Origin of the sequence: Ferrimonas gelatinilytica (assembly GCF_039544205.1) — a bacterium.
GTDB lineage: Bacteria > Pseudomonadota > Gammaproteobacteria > Enterobacterales > Shewanellaceae > Ferrimonas > Ferrimonas gelatinilytica.
The window spans coordinates 113,882-129,186 of record NZ_BAABLF010000014.1; the positions used below are offsets into that span (position 1 = coordinate 113,882).

The 15,305-nt window shown below is 59.5% G+C and carries 14 protein-coding genes; 8 read left to right on the top strand and 6 right to left on the bottom strand.

Features of this window, described 5'->3' with window-relative positions; all coding sequences use genetic code 11:
* The first annotated feature begins 2 nt into the window (after positions 1–2).
* Positions 3–1,052 (top strand): pseudaminic acid synthase, encoded by a 1,050-nt coding sequence (gene pseI, locus ABD997_RS11670; RefSeq protein ID WP_345317195.1) that lies wholly within the window; start codon positions 3–5, stop codon positions 1,050–1,052.
* A 252-nt stretch (positions 1,053–1,304) separates the two neighbouring features.
* Here the strand turns inward: pseI and ABD997_RS11675 are convergent, their stop codons facing one another.
* Positions 1,305–2,384, bottom strand: coding sequence for a polysialyltransferase family glycosyltransferase (locus tag ABD997_RS11675; protein ID WP_345317196.1), 1,080 nt, complete (start codon positions 2,382–2,384; stop codon positions 1,305–1,307).
* Between the two features lie 300 nt (positions 2,385–2,684).
* Between ABD997_RS11675 and ABD997_RS11680 the strand changes: the two genes are divergently transcribed.
* Positions 2,685–3,458 carry a glycosyltransferase family 25 protein gene (locus tag ABD997_RS11680; RefSeq protein WP_345317197.1) on the top strand — a complete coding sequence of 258 codons (774 nt, stop codon included), beginning with the start codon at positions 2,685–2,687 and terminating at the stop codon, positions 3,456–3,458.
* A 78-nt stretch (positions 3,459–3,536) separates the two neighbouring features.
* Here the strand turns inward: ABD997_RS11680 and ABD997_RS11685 are convergent, their stop codons facing one another.
* Positions 3,537–4,442, bottom strand: coding sequence for a glycosyltransferase family A protein (locus ABD997_RS11685; RefSeq protein WP_345317198.1), 906 nt, complete (start codon positions 4,440–4,442; stop codon positions 3,537–3,539).
* A 153-nt stretch (positions 4,443–4,595) separates the two neighbouring features.
* Here ABD997_RS11685 and ABD997_RS11690 point away from each other — a divergent pair, with 153 nt between their 5' ends.
* Positions 4,596–5,507 carry a glycosyltransferase family A protein gene (locus ABD997_RS11690; protein ID WP_345317199.1) on the top strand — a complete coding sequence of 304 codons (912 nt, stop codon included), beginning with the start codon at positions 4,596–4,598 and terminating at the stop codon, positions 5,505–5,507.
* 75 nt (positions 5,508–5,582) lie between these two features.
* Positions 5,583–6,425: a hypothetical protein gene (locus tag ABD997_RS11695; RefSeq protein WP_345317200.1), complete on the top strand. Its 843-nt coding sequence runs from the start codon at positions 5,583–5,585 to the stop codon at positions 6,423–6,425.
* Positions 6,426–6,523: 98 nt separating this feature from the next.
* On the opposite strand, the gene ABD997_RS11700 is transcribed toward ABD997_RS11695, so the two are convergent.
* Both ABD997_RS11700 and ABD997_RS11705 read right to left on the bottom strand, forming a co-directional pair.
* The gene (locus ABD997_RS11700) at positions 6,524–7,522 is read right to left on the bottom strand and encodes an NAD-dependent epimerase (RefSeq protein WP_345317201.1); all 999 of its coding nucleotides are present in this window, start codon (positions 7,520–7,522) and stop codon (positions 6,524–6,526) included.
* Positions 7,522–8,865 carry a UDP-glucose dehydrogenase family protein gene (locus tag ABD997_RS11705; protein WP_345317202.1) on the bottom strand — a complete coding sequence of 448 codons (1,344 nt, stop codon included), beginning with the start codon at positions 8,863–8,865 and terminating at the stop codon, positions 7,522–7,524. The genes ABD997_RS11700 and ABD997_RS11705 overlap by 1 nt, the downstream gene beginning before the upstream one ends.
* A 159-nt stretch (positions 8,866–9,024) precedes the next feature.
* On the opposite strand from ABD997_RS11705, the gene ABD997_RS11710 reads away from it, so the two are divergent.
* On the top strand, positions 9,025–9,741 hold the full coding sequence (locus ABD997_RS11710; protein WP_345317203.1) for a 3-deoxy-D-manno-octulosonic acid kinase: 717 nt from the start codon (positions 9,025–9,027) through the stop codon (positions 9,739–9,741).
* 45 nt (positions 9,742–9,786) lie between these two features.
* On the opposite strand, the gene waaA is transcribed toward ABD997_RS11710, so the two are convergent.
* Entirely contained in the window at positions 9,787–11,055 is a 1,269-nt protein-coding gene (waaA, locus tag ABD997_RS11715; RefSeq protein WP_345317204.1) for a lipid IV(A) 3-deoxy-D-manno-octulosonic acid transferase, read from the bottom strand.
* A 111-nt stretch (positions 11,056–11,166) separates the two neighbouring features.
* On the opposite strand from waaA, the gene ABD997_RS11720 reads away from it, so the two are divergent.
* The 3 genes from ABD997_RS11720 to tdh all read left to right on the top strand — a co-directional run bounded on the left by ABD997_RS11720 (position 11,167) and on the right by tdh (position 14,186).
* Positions 11,167–11,820 carry a TetR/AcrR family transcriptional regulator gene (locus ABD997_RS11720; protein WP_345317205.1) on the top strand — a complete coding sequence of 218 codons (654 nt, stop codon included), beginning with the start codon at positions 11,167–11,169 and terminating at the stop codon, positions 11,818–11,820.
* Positions 11,821–11,953: 133 nt separating this feature from the next.
* Positions 11,954–13,150, top strand: a complete 1,197-nt coding sequence (locus tag ABD997_RS11725; RefSeq protein WP_345317206.1) for a glycine C-acetyltransferase — start codon at positions 11,954–11,956, stop codon at positions 13,148–13,150.
* Between the two features lie 10 nt (positions 13,151–13,160).
* The gene (tdh, locus tag ABD997_RS11730; protein WP_345317207.1) at positions 13,161–14,186 is read left to right on the top strand and encodes an L-threonine 3-dehydrogenase; all 1,026 of its coding nucleotides are present in this window, start codon (positions 13,161–13,163) and stop codon (positions 14,184–14,186) included.
* An 81-nt stretch (positions 14,187–14,267) separates the two neighbouring features.
* On the opposite strand, the gene ABD997_RS11735 is transcribed toward tdh, so the two are convergent.
* On the bottom strand, positions 14,268–15,224 hold the full coding sequence (locus ABD997_RS11735; protein WP_345317208.1) for a phospholipase A: 957 nt from the start codon (positions 15,222–15,224) through the stop codon (positions 14,268–14,270).
* Between the last annotated feature and the right edge of the window lie 81 nt (positions 15,225–15,305).

Below are 15,305 nucleotides of genomic sequence, written 5' to 3' on the forward strand. Positions count from 1 at the left end.
ACATGAAAACCGTCCATATTGATGGCCGAGCCATCGGCGCGGGCCACAAGCCTTACATCATTGCCGAGTTGTCCGCCAACCACAATGGCGACATTAACCGGGCGTTCGAGATCATGGAGGCGGCCAAGCGCGCCGGGGCGGACGCCATCAAGCTCCAGACCTACAGCGCGGATACCATCACCATCGATTGTGACAGTGAGGATTTTCAGATCCATGGGGGTCTGTGGGATGGTAAAAACCTTCATGAGTTGTACACTTGGGCACAGATGCCCTGGGAGTGGCATAAGCCACTGTTTGAAAAGGCAAAGGAACTGGATATCACCCTCTTCAGCTCCCCCTTTGACTTTACTGCAGTGGATCTGCTTGAACAGCTTGGAGCACCGGCGTACAAAATTGCTTCGTTTGAGGCTGTCGATATCCCGCTCATCAAGTATGTCGCTAAAACCGGTAAACCCATGATCATCTCCACCGGCATGGCCAACCAGGAAGAGATTGCGGAAGCGGTTGCCGCGGCGCGGGAAGCGGGCTGTCAGGAGCTGATCCTGCTGCAGTGTGTCAGTGGCTATCCGGCGCCGGCAGAAGAGTACAATCTGGCCACCATCCCGGATCTGGCCAAACGCTTTGATGTGGTGGCTGGCCTGTCCGATCACACCATCGACAACACCACCGCCATTGCCTCGGTGGCGCTGGGCGCGGCCCTGATTGAAAAACACGTCACTCTGGATCGCACTGGCGGCGGTCCAGACGACAGCTTTTCGCTGGAACCGGCAGAGCTTAAGCATCTGTGTGACAGTACTCAGACCGCGTGGCAGGCCCTTGGTAGCGCGTCTTACCAGCGCACTGCCAGTGAGCGGGGTAACGCAAAATTCAGGCGCTCACTCTATGTGGTGGCCGACATCAAGGCGGGCGAGCCCCTCACCGCTGAAAACGTGAAGAGCATCCGACCTGGCTTTGGCCTGGCACCGAAGCATTACGATACAGTCCTGGGACGCACTGCCAGGGAGGACATCGCCCGGGGCACACCCTTGAGCTGGTCACTGCTGGCTGAGTGACGTATTGCAGCGTTTTATCTGGGGTTTTCCGTGTCCGATAGGGTTTCTGGCCTTAGGGTGGCGCGTTCTCTGAATCTGTGTCGACATCTACGCCGGCGCGTCTGTTCAGGCAGATCGTCGGTGGGCTCACTTTAAGCCGCCCAAGGCCGGGATAGCATCGGCCAAGGCAATACCTTTTGAACATCAGCGTGTTCCGCTTCAAGGGGGAGTGAGCCGATGATGCGACTGACCTGAACGGTTGATCAGGTTCTGTCAACGATGGGCGGGTAGACCGTTCTGAAGCGTTTGATCTAGCGCTTTGCGCCAAGCAAGTTCGTCAGATTGCCACGACGCGATCGCTTCATTCATCTGACGTTCGACCAATTTTAACGGTCGGCAGTGGGCTTCAAAGCCTGAGCCAGCTGTGGATTGAATCGATAGTAGGGTAATGGGAGCGTTGGCTCCTAAGATCACAGCTTCGATCGGTACGCGGGGATCCAAGGTGCCGCCCTTGCAATCAAGGTGAGCGTATTCACTGACGCTTTCGCGTGGGTGAACCTTGAGAATCACGTTGTAGCCTAACTCCCCAAGGCGTCGGGCCAGAAAAGCAAACACCTTTTTCTTCAAGGACTTTGATCCTGATTCTAATCGCTCAAGCGGCTGCGTTAGCAAGACGATGTTTTGCTTGTCCGCCTGGAGGCGATCGCGGATATTGAAAAAGCGCAGAATAAGTTCAGGCTGGCTGAGGTCGAGAAAATCGATCGCTCTGCCTTTGTGGTGGACCGCTCGAGGTAGCGCATCAGGCTTTAGCACCAGGATCTGCTCGCACTTGGCTCCCTCTCCGAAGACCCTATTTTCAGGTAGTTTGCGCCAACGTCTTAGCAGCCGCTTAACTCCTGATAAACGACGTTCGATATAATTGCCCTCGCCGTCTTCAATGAGAACAAAGTGATCAAATAGCTGAACAAATAGCCTGGCGATGGGATTCCTGTCATGGAAGATAAATAGCTTGCGATCGGAGCAGCGCAACAGCGCTTCGCCTAAACCCGGGCTGAACCTGTTGAGGTGTTCGCAGAACGGCTTTTCCAGCACTTGAGGAGCGCGACCTTGCCGGCTGTTGCGAAGTCGCATCCACAGGCCCCAGGGGCGAAGTGCCATCTGTTGCTTGATTTCTTGCCAGGGGAGAAAGTGCAGAGAGATGTGGTCCGGCAAAGCTTCTGGATGCCATTGATTCTTGTCCTGCTCCAGATGACGACTGAAAAAAGCCAGGGTAGCCCTCCGTTGCGGCCGTGATTGGGCACGCAGTATGGCGAACAACAGGTGGCGGGGAGTGGTACAGATATAAAGGTCCAAACCGACGGGATCCCATGACGGAGGTATTTGCCCCAATTCTAAAGCTTTGCATGGGCCCGGCCAATCGGATCCTGTTTAGGTTGAAGAAGCCACTTCAACGGTTGCTTGTCAAATCACAGAGAGGCAGCAAGCTCGGCGCGAACGGATGGGGAGACATGGTATATTTACTGCCCAAGCGCGCAGTGTATCTGGTTGTGAAGTCCACCTTGAGATAGTCTGCCGCGCAAATTCTGTTAATCACCAGCCTGCCGTCCAACTGAGATTCCAAATGGACATCAGGCCTTCCAAAAGTGGTCTGTTATGAGCCAATCCGCAAAGATTTATGTCATCAATCTGGAACGCAGCAAAGACCGGCTGCGTAATATTGGGTTGCAACTGGACACTTTGGGGTTGGCGTTTGAGCGTATTGCGGCAGTAGATGGTGTCCAGCTCAGTGCAGAGGCGCTGGCACAGCATTACAGCGCGACGCTAAATCAGCAGCAAATGCATCGCCAGATGCAGGCGGGAGAGATCGCCTGTTACCTGAGCCATCGCAAAGTCTGGCAGAAGATGGTGGATGATCAGGTGCCCTTCGCCGTGGTGCTGGAGGACGATGTGCAGGTTCAGCCTGAGATAGCGTTGTTCAGTCAGCGGGTCGGAGCGGTTGCTGATCACTGGGATGTGATCAAACTGTTTGTGGGGCCGAATGAGAAGCGGGTGGAAAAAGCACTGTCGATAACCCCCAGCTGCAGTCTTGTTGCCAACCAGAAGGTACCTACGTCAACAGCGGCGCAGATGGTCTCCCTGGAAGGTGCTCGAAAATTGCTGGTCATGTCGGAGCGGTTTGGCCGCCCGGTAGACTGGGATATACGCCGTTGGTGGCAGTATGACCTTAGGGTGCTGGGAGTTTCGCAGTCATTGGCCGAACCTTGCGAGCCGGAAAGTACCATTGATAAGGACTCCGGTAACCGCAAAGCTTTGAATCAGTCGGTGCTGCGTAAGCAGCTGTTGAAGTTGCAATACCACATCCAGGCAAAGCGGCACGGCAGTAATGCCCAATTACTGGATAGAATCGCAAAACATATCACTGATTAGCCTTTAGCACGCCGTGTGCTTCCTATTGCTGCTTCTGGCATCCGAGTTAAGAGAGGGTAATATCGATGCCCAGCGGCTTTATCCCAACAGTTTGCGCAGCTTGACCTCCAGGTTATTGAATCGCTTGAGCCAGCGCCGTCCCTGCAGGGGATAGTAGATCCAGGGCTTGGCGACTTCGCCATTGAGCGGCGTGAGCCAGTCCTCGGCATAGGGGGCCAAGGCTTTATCGCGGCGGGCCAATGCGTCCGACTCGGCCTCTGAGAGTATGCCCACGGGGTTGAAGCCCGCCCCGGTTTGCACTTCTGCCCGCCGCAGCGCCCAGGTTTTTACCTTGCCACGATACGCGGGCACATTGGGTAACCAGGCGGCGAAGGGGTTGGCCAGGTACGCCATGGGGGTAAAGTGGCGCTTGGCTTGCTGCTCGTTGGCCGGTTCGCGCTGTTCAAACTGCCAGTCTACTGCCTTGAGCCGATCCGGGCGGGTGATGAGAATATCGGCGTAGTAGGTGCCGACGCTGCGCTTTTTCCGGTCCACGAAGTACATTCCGGTCTGCGCGTCGTAGTGGGTGTGGGCGTCGTCCGTGGCGCGATTACAGCCACGGATGAACGCCGGCTGGATGAACCCCGCCTTGGCCTGGTTCTCGAAGTAGGCGTTTATCTGCGTGATCTCTTCCGGCGAGATAGCCCGCACCAACTGGGTGTCGTCCTGCAAAAAGCAGATTAATCCCTTCCCATCCGCCATCTCCAGGGCGGCTTGCATGTTGTTGTAGAGGCCCCCGTGCTTGCTCTGCCCCTCGTTGCCTTTGGGTGACCAGATCTGGCAGTGCTCGGACAACCTCTCCAGTACCTGGCGGGTCTGGGGATCGCTGCTCTGGTCGTCCATCACCGTGATGGGATGGCCCGGGGCGCACTGGCGGATGGAGTCGATGCAATTTTGCAGGTACTCGCCACGGTTGTAGGAGAAAACGAAGAAGCGGATGTGCATCTGGGGATCCTGGGCAAAAATGGGCTGTGGGCATTGTACGCCAAAGCGCACGCGGCCTCACGGCTCAAACCCATGCAGGCCGGCTCGGGGGCGAGTATAATGGCCGCTTTTCCTGGCGCCACGCCGGGGCAGGACTTTCTTCGGTGGGGCAGTATGTCACAAACAGAGCGTAACGAATTCACACGGTGGGACGGCATCAAGGAGTCGCTGTTCCGACTGACAGCGTTGAAACTGCTGCCCGGGCGCTGGTTCAACCCGGCGCTGCCGGATAAGGCCGCATTGACGCCCGCGGGCGAGGTCCCCACCCTGGAGATCGTGAGCCACTGCTGGAAGTACTCGGAATTCCAGCTTTACCAGCTGAGCTCGCTGGTTAACTATCCGCCCACCACTCTGAAGGTTGTGCACACGGTGTTTTACTCGGAAGAGGACGCCGACACTGTGCGGGTGCTCGACTTTTTCCGGGGCCAGTCAATCCCGAACGTTCGCTGGAACTTCCAGGCGCTGCCCAAGGAGCAGCTGTTTCGCCGTGCCATCGGCCGTAATCGCGCTGCCAAGGCTTCCCAGGCTGACTGGGTCTGGTTTACCGATTGTGACGTGGTGTTTCACCAGGGGGCGTTGGATGCCCTGGCGGCTCAGCTCAAGGGCCGACAGGAGTATCTGGTCTACCCTCAGCAGATGATGGCGACCGATCTGCTTCCCAAGGATGATCCGCTGATTGTCGAAGCCAAGCGCCACCCTCGCCTGATGGAGCTGGATATGAACCGCTTCTCGGTGCGCAAGTTTACCCGTGCCACTGGCCCTATCCAGATCGCTCACGGAGATGTGGCGCGGGCCTGTGGCTACTGCGAGACTCTGTCGATGTACCAAAAAACCATGTCCCGCTGGGCCAAGTGTTACGAAGACCGGGCGTTTCGCTGGCTGCTTGGCACTCAGGGGGTACCGGTTGAAGTCCCCAATGTGCTCTTTATCCGTCATGCCGAGAAGGGGCGCTACCAGCAGGGCAGCCAGATCTCGGTGCTGCGTAAAACGATTCGACGGGTAAAGTCGGCCCTGATTGGTCGTTAAGGTCGGCACGGCTGCTCAAGTGAACTCCATGCCACAATACCCGGTTGTAGCACGCCCCTTGTGCTCGGAGCCCCGATGAGAGAGTGCGTCATTATTCGGTGTCTGTCGGTGGGGGCGCGTGAGCGGCAGATGCGCCAGATCCTCACGCGCCAGTTTGGCGCAGACAGTGTGTACTTCGTCTGCGATTCCGACTGCGAGGAGAGTGCCCACCTTGTTTCCTTACCCCGCTATCTGGCGTCCAGCGGGTTTAAAGTGAACATCGACCGGCTGGGCTGGCGCTGCGGTGACCATTGTTTCTATGCCATCTTGAGTAAGAGTCGCGATCACGACTACTACTGGCTCATCGAGAACGACGTGTATCTCGATGAGCCCGCGGTGGGTAAGTTGCGGCTGGAGTCAGCCCAGCGCTGCGAGGATCTCCTGATCCACGGGTTTGCTGCCGGAGCATCGGGGAAAACCTGGGATAAGCACTACCGTCATTACTACGACGAACCTGCGTACGGGGGTTTGTTTCCCGTTGTCCGGCTCTCCCACAAGGCGGTGGCGTATCTGGGACAGGAAAGACTCCGCCTGGCGCAGCGCTTCGACGGAACACGTTATTACCCCAATGATGAGTCGTTCGTCTGTAGTCGGTTGCATAACAACGGTTTTCACTGTGGAGCATTGCAAGCGACAACCGAGGGGTACTTTAATCTGACCCGTAAGCTGGAGAAGAATGTGGCGCCAGGAATGCTGCACCATCCGGTCTCCACCTGCCCTCGGGAGATCGTTAATAAGGATAAGCGGCGACTTAGGAAAAATTTCTACCGGCTTCGTTGGGCCCGGGTTTACCGTTTCCTGAGGGCCAGTTACCGGGAAAATAACGGAGATGGTCGGCTGCTGGCCCGCTATATTGCAGCGTTACTCTTTCTCAGTTAGCTGTCTCACCCGGTCTGTGAGAGGCCATCGCGGCACTTCTCACCGCGATTGATTCAGGAGCTTGGCAAGCGGCGCTGCTTGCCAAGCTCCTTTTTCGTTTAGGCGTAGAAAGCACGGTACCAATCGGCGAAGCGCTGCAGCCCCTCTGCTAGGGTGGTGTCGGGACTGAAGCCCACCGCCTGCTGCAGATTTTCGGTATCGGCGTAGGTGGTGTAGACATCGCCGGGCTGCATCGGCATCAGGTTAAGCTGGGCTTTCACGCCCAGGGCCTGCTCCAGGGTCTGGATGAAGGTGAGCAGCTCCACCGGTTGGTGGTTGCCGATGTTGTAGAGCGCGTAGGGGGCCTTGGACTGGTCCGGCCGCTGGCAGCGGTTGTCAGGATCTGCCTCGGGTACCGCGTCCATCACCCGCACCACCCCCTCGACGATGTCATCGATGTAGGTGAAGTCCCGGCTCAGTTTGCCGTGGTTGTAGACGTCGATGGGCTCACCGGCGAGGATCTTCTTGGTGAACTTGAACACCGCCATGTCCGGTCGGCCCCAGGGGCCGTAGACGGTAAAGAAACGCAGTCCGGTGACCGGCAGCCCGTAGAGGTGGCTGTAGGTGTGGGCCATCAGCTCGTTGGACTTCTTGGTTGCGGCATAGAGGCTGACCGGGTGATCCACCGCGTCGGCCTCGCTGAAGGGTACCTTCTCGTTCATGCCGTAGACTGAGGAGGAGCTGGCGTAAACTAGGTGGGGAACCTTGGTGTGACGGCAGCCCTCTAGGATGGTCATCATCCCGGTCAGGTTGCTGTCGACGTAGGCCATGGGGTTGTCAATGGAGTAGCGCACCCCGGCCTGGGCCGCCAGGTGAACCACGCGGTCAAACTGGTGCTCCCGGAACAGGGCAGCCATCCCTTCGCGGTCCGCCAGGTCCCGCTCGACGAAGACGAAGTCCGGCTGGTCGGTCAGTTTTGCCAGGCGGGCCTGCTTGAGGCTGACGTCGTAGTAATCGTTCAGGTTGTCGAGGCCGATAACGGTGTGGCCATCCTGGAGCAGCCGCTGGCTGACGTAAAAACCGATAAAGCCGGCGGCGCCGGTGACAAGGATCTTCATTACTGCTCCTGTTGAATGCTCAGCCCGCGCCCAATGGCGTAGTAGCGGACGCCCTGTTGGGCCAATCTGGCCGGATCGTACAGGTTTCTGCCGTCGACGATAACCGGAAATGCCAGTTCCTGTTGGATCAGATCAAAGTCCGGTGCCCGAAATGCCTGCCATTCGGTGCAGATCACCAGGGCATCGGCACCGCGCAGGGCCGCCTCTTTGGTGCCCATCAGGGCCAGATCGCTGCGCTGACCGTAGAGGGATTGGGTCTGCTCCATCGCCTCCGGGTCGTAAGCCTGCACCTTGGCACCCGCCTGCCACAGCGCTTCCATCAACACCCGGCTGGGGGCTTCGCGCATGTCGTCGGTGTTGGGCTTGAACGCCAGCCCCCACAGGGCGATGGTCTTGTCCGCCAGCTGGCCATCGAAGGCGCGCTGCAGGTAGCGGAACAGCACCGACTTCTGCTGCCGGTTGACCCGCTCAACCGCGTTGAGGATCGCCGCATCCTGGTCGATCGACTCGGCGGTGCGGATCAGCGCCTGCACATCCTTGGGAAAGCAGGAGCCGCCGTAGCCGCAGCCGGGATAGATGAAGTGGTAACCGATACGGGGATCGGAACCGATGCCGCGGCGCACCGACTCGATGTCTGCCCCCAGCCGCTCCGCCAGGTTGGCCATCTCGTTCATGAAGGAGATCTTGGTCGCCAGCATGCAGTTGGCGGCGTACTTGGTCAGCTCGGCACTGCGTTCATCCATCACCAGGGTGCGGTCCTGCTGGCGGTTGAAGGGTTCATAGAGCTCACGCATCACGGCGATGGCGTCGGCATCACGGCTGCCGATGATGATGCGGTCCGGCCGCATGCAGTCCTGGACCGCCGCTCCCTCCTTGAGAAACTCCGGGTTGGAGACCACCTTGGCGCTGCAATTGGCCTGGCGCTGCTGCAGGCCCGCCTGCAGCCGGGCCGCCACCCGATCGGCGGTGCCCACCGGTACCGTGGACTTGTTCACCACCACTTTATCTACCGCCATATGCTGGGCGATGGTGTCGGCAACCGCGAGGACATATTGCAGATCGGCGCTGCCATCCTCCTCCGGTGGGGTTCCTACGGCGATGAAGATCACCTGGCCGTGGTGCACGCCGGACGCCGCGTCGGTGCTGAAGCTGAGACGGCCTGCGGCGTGGTTGCTCTGCACCAGTGGCGTCAGGCCCGGCTCGTAGATGGGGATCTCCCCAGCGCTCAACCGCGCAACCTTTTCCGGATCCACATCGATGCAGCACACCTCATGGCCAAACTCCGCCATCACCGCGGCCTGAACCAAACCTACGTAACCGACCCCAAAAACCGATACTTTCATCTGCCGTCCTGCCCGTTAATCAACCTGTTGAATGACTTTAGTCAGCATAGTCTCTGGCTCGGGAAAGGAAGCGGGCGTGTTTATCTGCCAGCGCCGTTTGCGCCTGGCGCTGCCTTGTTCCTAAAATGGCGCTTTGTTTCCTTCACATTGAGTGGCCCCATGAAGCGCCTGCACCAAGCGCCCCACACCATACTGCTGGCCGACAACCTGCCCAGCAGCGACTTCTCCATCGAGTCTTTTGAGCCGCAGTGGTTGCGCAAGCAGGGGTGGCTGACTGGCAGTTCCGAGGCCTCCGGGCGAAATCCGGCCTGGTTCTTTGCCCTTGCCGAGGGCGAGTGTGTACTGCGGCATTACTGGCGTGGTGGGCTGCCGGGCAAGCTACTGCGTGATACCTACCTCTACACCGGCCTGGAGCGCAGTCGGCCCTACCGCGAACTGCAGCTGATGGAGTGGATGTGGCAGCAGGGGTTGCCGGTGCCGGAGCCCGTTGCGGCACGGCTGACCCGGCACGGCTGGCGTTACCGGGCGGATCTCATCACCCGCAAGCTGCCTGCCAGTCGGGACCTGGTCGGGATGCTCAAAGCGGCTCCGCTCGGCATCCGGGAGTGGCGTCGGGTCGGTCAGATGCTCGCCCGTTTCCACGATGCGGGGATCTACCATGCCGATCTGAACGCCCGCAATATCCTCCACAGCGACGGTAACTACTACCTGATCGATTTCGATCGTGGCGAGCGTCGCCGTCCGGGAAAAAGCTGGATGACCGCGAACCTTGAGCGGCTCAAGCGCTCATTGCACAAGGAGCTGGGGCGAGAGGCGGGGTTGCACTGGCAGCCGGAGCGGGACTGGCCGGCCCTGATCCAGGGCTACACCGCCTAGCGCGCCGCGCTTAACGGTATCGCCCCGGTGCCCTCGAGGCGCGGTTCAGGCCGCGCCGAGCAACTGCTCTGCGACCGCCTGCTGGCGCTGGGTGGCGCCGCGGTTGATCTCCACCACCCGCAATCCCCGCTTACCCATGGCGCGCGCTTCGCTGCGCAGGGAGAGCAGCTGTTCCAGCTGCTGCGCCAGCTCGTCGCCGTTGTTGACCACCAACATGGCGTCGGCCTGTCTGAGGCTGTCGCCGATCTCGGCGAAATTGAAGTAGTGCGTGCCCATGATCACCGGTTTGCTCAGGGCGGCCGGCTCCAAGGGATTGTGGCCTCCCCGGGGAATCAGGCTGCCGCCCACCAGGCAGGCATCACTGAAACCGTACAGGGTCAGCAGCTCTCCCATGGTATCGCCGATCAGCACCTGGACACTTTGGTCGACCTGGCCCTGGTCACTGCGCCTGACGACCTTGAATCCCGCCTGCTGGCTCAGTTCAAAGGCGTGATCAAACTGCTCCGGGTGACGCGGCACCAGGATCAGCAGCAGGTCGGGGTGGGTAGTCAGCAGCTGCCGGTGAGCATCCAGCGCCTGCTCAAACTCCCCCGGATGGGTTGAACCGGCACACCAGACGCTGCGTTCGCCCAGGTAGTCGTGGCGCTGTGCAGCCAGCTGTTGTTCGGCGTCGGCGGGGATCTGGAGGTCAAACTTGAGGCTGCCACAGACCCTCAATTTGGCGGGGTCCAGCCCCAGCGACACCATGCGCTCTGCATCGATCTCATTCTGCATCGCCACCGCATCGAGCTCGGAGAGCATCGGCCGCACCAAGCGGGGCCAGCGCTGGTAACCCTCGGCGGAGCGAGCGGACAGGCGGGCGTTGGTGACCATCACCTTGCTGCCCTGGCGCTTGGAAACGTGGATGAGGTTGGGCCAGAGTTCGGTTTCCACCAGGATCACCAGCTCCGGCTGAAGGGCGCGGAGAAAACGCTTGCAGGGGCCGGGCAGATCCAGCGGCAGGTAGCAGTGCTGAACGCTGTCGCCCAGTTGCTTGCGCACCTGGGCCGAGCCGGTCGGGGTGGTGGAGGTCACCGTCAGGGTCTTCTGCGGATAGCGGGCCTGCAGGGCGCGGATCAGCGGCATTGCCGCTAGGGTTTCGCCCACGGAAGCACAGTGCACCAGGATGCCGCCACTGCGAGCGGGCCGGGTCAGACCGAAACGCTCTGTGAGCCGTTGCCGGTAGCCCGGCTCTTTGCGACTGCGCCACAGCAGGTAAAGCAGCACCAAAGGCAGCAGAAGGGTGAGGAGCAAACTGTAAACAAAGCGGTTCATAGTGGGATCTCGGACCAGACCGGCCTGATGATAGGGAAGCGGGCGCAGGCTTTCAAATGGCGAAAGCGGGGTGCTACTCTATCGCACATTCGATCTTTCATGGCGTTTTTCATGGCTACCCCTCCGATGAAAACGAAGCAGCGCATCATCCAGGCCAGCTGCGAACTCTTTAACGAGCACGGCGAACGTGCCACCACCACCAACCATATCGCGGCCCATCTGGGCATCAGCCCGGGCAACCTCTATTACCACTTCCGTAATAAAGAGCAGATCATTCGGGCGATCTTTACAGAGTATGAGCAGTACCTGGAGGAGCACTACGTGGCGGCCAGTGAGGGGCCGCAAAGCCGGATGCAGGGCTACCTGGACAGCATGTTTCAGGGCATGTGGCGCTTCCGTTTCCTCTACGCCAGCCTGGCGGACATCCTGGCCCGGGATCCTGAACTGCACAAGCGCTACTTGCAAGCTCATGAGCGGGTGCTGCAATCGGGGATCGATACCCTGCGGCAGTTGCGGAGAGAGGGGGCGATCGCGATTGAGGACTCTTTCCTGCCGGACTTTGCCGAAGGGATAAAATTGGTGGTCACCCACTGGGTCAGCCATCTCTATATCCGGAATTTGGACACGCCGATCACCGAATCCATGGTCTACCAGGGAGTGTTGCAGGTGCTGGCGCTGTTCCAGGGCATCATCACCGTGGCCGGACGTGCCGAGTTTGATCGTCTGGTCGCACATTATCGCCTCCTGGCATCCCGCCCCGCATAGAGCGAAATTCTTTATCATGATGGATTTACAGCACGGTTGACCGGGGTTACTGTGACTGGCTGAAACTCGTGACGTCTGAAGATAAGATGGTCGCCACGAATCTTTGTTTGAATTCGGTGATTCAGGAGAACCGATGTCTACCTCTTCCTTCTACCAGCAGATCCGTGACCAGATTGCCCAGGTCAAAACGGACGGTTTGTACAAAAATGAACGGGTGATCACCACCGCACAGCAGGCCGCGATCAAGGTCGCCAGCGGCGATGAGGTGGTCAACTTCTGTGCCAATAACTATTTGGGTCTGGCCAACCACCCGGCCTTGATCGAGGCCGCCAAGCAGGGACTGGATGAGCATGGCTTCGGCATGGCTTCGGTCCGCTTTATCTGTGGCACCCAGGATATCCATAAAGTCCTGGAGCAGAAGTTGTCCGAGTTTCTCGGCATGGAGGACACCATCCTCTACTCCTCCTGTTTCGATGCCAACGCCGGCCTGTTTGAAACCCTGCTGGATGCCAACGACGCCATCGTTTCCGACGCCCTCAACCACGCCTCCATCATTGACGGCGTTCGCCTCTGCAAGGCCAAACGCTACCGTTACGCCAATAACGATATGGCGGAGCTGGAGCAGTGCCTGAAAGACGCTCGAGAAGCCGGAGCCCGCAACATCCTGATCGCCACCGATGGGGTGTTCTCCATGGACGGGGTGATCGCCAACCTGCAGGCGGTGTGTGACCTGGCGGACCAGTATGGTGCCCTGGTGATGGTGGACGACTCCCACGCGGTGGGCTTTGTCGGTGAGGGCGGTCGTGGTACTCACGAACACTGCCAGGTGATGGATCGGGTCGATATCATCACCGGCACCCTGGGCAAGGCCCTCGGCGGTGCTTCCGGCGGCTTCACCTCAGGCAAAAAAGAGGTGATCGACTGGCTGCGTCAGCGCTCACGCCCCTACCTGTTCTCCAACTCCCTGGCGCCGGCCATCGTGTCTGCGTCTATCCGGGTGCTGGAGATGATGGCCGAGGGCGACGCCCTGCGTGCCAAGCTGTGGGACAACGCAGCCCACTTCCGGGCCCAGATGAGCGCCGCTGGCTTTACCCTAGCGGGCGCGGATCACGCCATTATTCCGGTGATGATCGGGGAGGCTGCCCTGGCGGCAGAGTTTGCCGACCGCCTGCTGGCGGAAGGGATCTACGTGGTGGGCTTCAGCTTCCCTGTGGTGCCCAAGGGCCAGGCCCGGATCCGTACCCAGATGTCTGCCGCTCACAGCCGTGAGCAGCTGGATCACGCCATCGCCGCCTTCACCCGCATCGGTAAAGAGCTGGGTATCATCTGAGGAGCCTGTCATGAAAGCACTTTCCAAGCTCCATCCGGAGAAAGGGATCTGGATGGTGGATGCCCCTAAGCCCAGCATCGGTCACAACGACATCCTGATTAAGATCCGTAAAACCGCCATCTGTGGCACCGATATGCACATCTACAACTGGGATGAGTGGTCACAAAAAACCATTCCTGTGCCCATGGTGGTGGGTCACGAGTATGTCGGTGAGGTGGTGGAGATCGGTCAGGAGGTCAAAGGCTTCGAAATTGGCGATCGGGTCTCCGGCGAGGGCCACCTGGTGTGTGGTCACTGCCGCAACTGCCGTGGCGGTCGTACTCACCTGTGCCGCAACACCGTCGGCATCGGCGTTAACCGTCCCGGTGCCTTTGCCGAGTACCTGGTACTGCCGGCCTTCAACGCCTTCAAGATCCCCGATGATATCTCCGATGATCTGGCGTCGATCTTCGACCCCTTCGGCAACGCCGTGCATACCGCGCTCTCCTTCGACCTGGTGGGCGAAGACGTGCTGATCACCGGCGCCGGTCCCATCGGCATCATGGCGGCGGCCGTGGCCCGTCACGTCGGTGCTCGTCACGTGGTGATCACCGACGTCAACGAGTACCGTTTGGAACTGGCCCGCAAGATGGGCGCTACCCGGGCGGTGAACGTGATGAACGAGAAGCTGGACGATGTTATGGCCGAGTTGGGCATGACCGAGGGCTTCGATGTGGGGCTGGAGATGTCCGGTGTCCCCTCGGCGTTCAACGGCATGCTGGAGGCGATGAACCACGGTGGTAAGATCGCCATGCTGGGCATTCCACCCTCAAGTATGGGGATTGACTGGAACCAGGTGATCTTCAAGGGCCTGGTGATCAAGGGGATCTACGGCCGCGAGATGTTCGAGACCTGGTACAAGATGGCCAGCTTGCTGCAATCTGGCCTGGATCTCAGCCCCATCATTACTCACCAGTTCCATATCGATGAGTTTCAGCAGGGCTTCGATGCCATGGGCTCCGGTCAGTCTGGCAAGGTGATTCTGAACTGGGATTAAGCCACAGGGGTGACCCGCACTGGTACTACTGCGCCTTCCGCCCATCTGGGTCGGAAGGCGTTTTTGTTTCGGCCGAATACTCTATAGCCAGGGGGTAAACTCGATCCCCAGGCTGAGGCGCTCGGACTTGTGGTTGTAATCCAGCAGGCTCTCACCGTAGCCGTAGTGGGCCTGAACATAGCCGCGTGACTTGCCCAGTAGCGGCCAACTCCAACCCAGCTCGATTCCCCCCTTGCCGGTGGTCAGGTTGCCCCGCGAGCGCAGGCTGAAGTTTTGATCCTTGTGCTTGTAAAGGAAAAGCAGCTCGCCGTGGCCCATGAAGTCGAGAATGTCCGGGTTGTCATCACCCCGGGGATCGTCCGGCGTCTCTTTCGGGTCCTCCTTGAGCCGGTACCAGGCACTAAGCCCGATACTGAAATGGTCACGGGCGATCAGGGCACTGCCGATGATCCGGTTCCAACTGCGGGACTGAATGCCACCACGGCCGTTGGATTGATGGTTCAATCGGAGGCCCAGAGTCTGAAGCTGCCAGTTACCCAGGCGCCACCCGATGGGCTGGTGCCGGTAGAACAGCTCCGGCATGTGGTTGGTTTCCCGGAAGGGCGCGGATACCGCCTGGTTGTAGGCCTGCCACCAGCTCTGGTTGGTGTAGGCAACGTACAGCTGGCCCTGCTTGTTGAACCAGGGGGCAGCAACCGGCACCTTGAAGCTCAGTTGAAACTTTACCTCCCAGGGGTTGATCGATTCCGGTCCGTACTCCCACTGCTCCCGGTTGGGGCGGTGGTTGTAACTGAAAGGCAGGAAATAGTTGTTGTAGTGGGCGGTCAGGCTGAAGCGGTCATACGCTTCCTCGGCCTCGGTTTCCAGCCGCTGTGCCAGGGAGGAGTCCACAGGCTCCGCCTCCGCTTCACAGGCGGCGCGCAGGGCACCGACGGTTTGATGGCTCTGGGCTTGCTCCAGCTGTTGTTGCAGGCAGCGTTCTGAGTTGCCCTCGGCCGGGCTGGCGGCCAACGCGGCCACCATGAGCATCCATGACATGGCGTATCCTTCGCATCTAAAGATGGTCGCTAAATCATCACCATATCTTTCCCACCGGCCTTGGACAACAACCGGGATACA